The 398-nt window shown below is 27.9% G+C and carries 1 protein-coding gene; it reads right to left on the bottom strand.

Annotation, left to right across the window (positions count from 1 at the left end):
- Window positions 1-154: 154 nt before the first annotated feature.
- A partial coding sequence (locus ER13_RS19145; RefSeq protein WP_231492600.1) for a hypothetical protein occupies window positions 155-398 on the bottom strand: 244 nt, incomplete at its 5' end.

The following is a 398-nucleotide window of genomic DNA, read 5'->3' as shown; positions in this document are numbered from 1 at the left end:
CAATAGTAGTGCCAGTTATAAGCACTAGAACAGCTGACTTACTCCTATCAATAGGAATAGTTAACCGTGGATCATTATCGTTAAACAGTAATGGATTATCAACTATTTTTATAATATTACTTATCATCTTATTATTGTTCTCCTTTTGATAGTTTTAGTCAAGGAGTAGTTCCTTTTTCTGTTCTATTAATTGTTCTACTGGTTTTAGGAGGTGTTCTAATTGTTTAACTATTTTATCATTGTTTTGAAACTGGATTATGTAGTGGTATTGATTGTCTCGACAGTAGTCATAAGAATGTTGATAATGTTCTTTAAAATACTTTTTGAAATTTTCTATGACAGTGGGATCACTTGGTAGTACATATTTCTTAATATTATTATGTTTATTAATATTATTA

The sequence above is a fragment of the Brevundimonas sp. EAKA genome (assembly GCF_000698025.1).
GTDB classification, from domain to species: Bacteria; Pseudomonadota; Alphaproteobacteria; order Caulobacterales; family Caulobacteraceae; genus Brevundimonas; species Brevundimonas mediterranea_A.
Note: the sequence above shows the minus strand (reverse complement) of the source record. Positions and strands in the feature narration are given on the sequence as shown.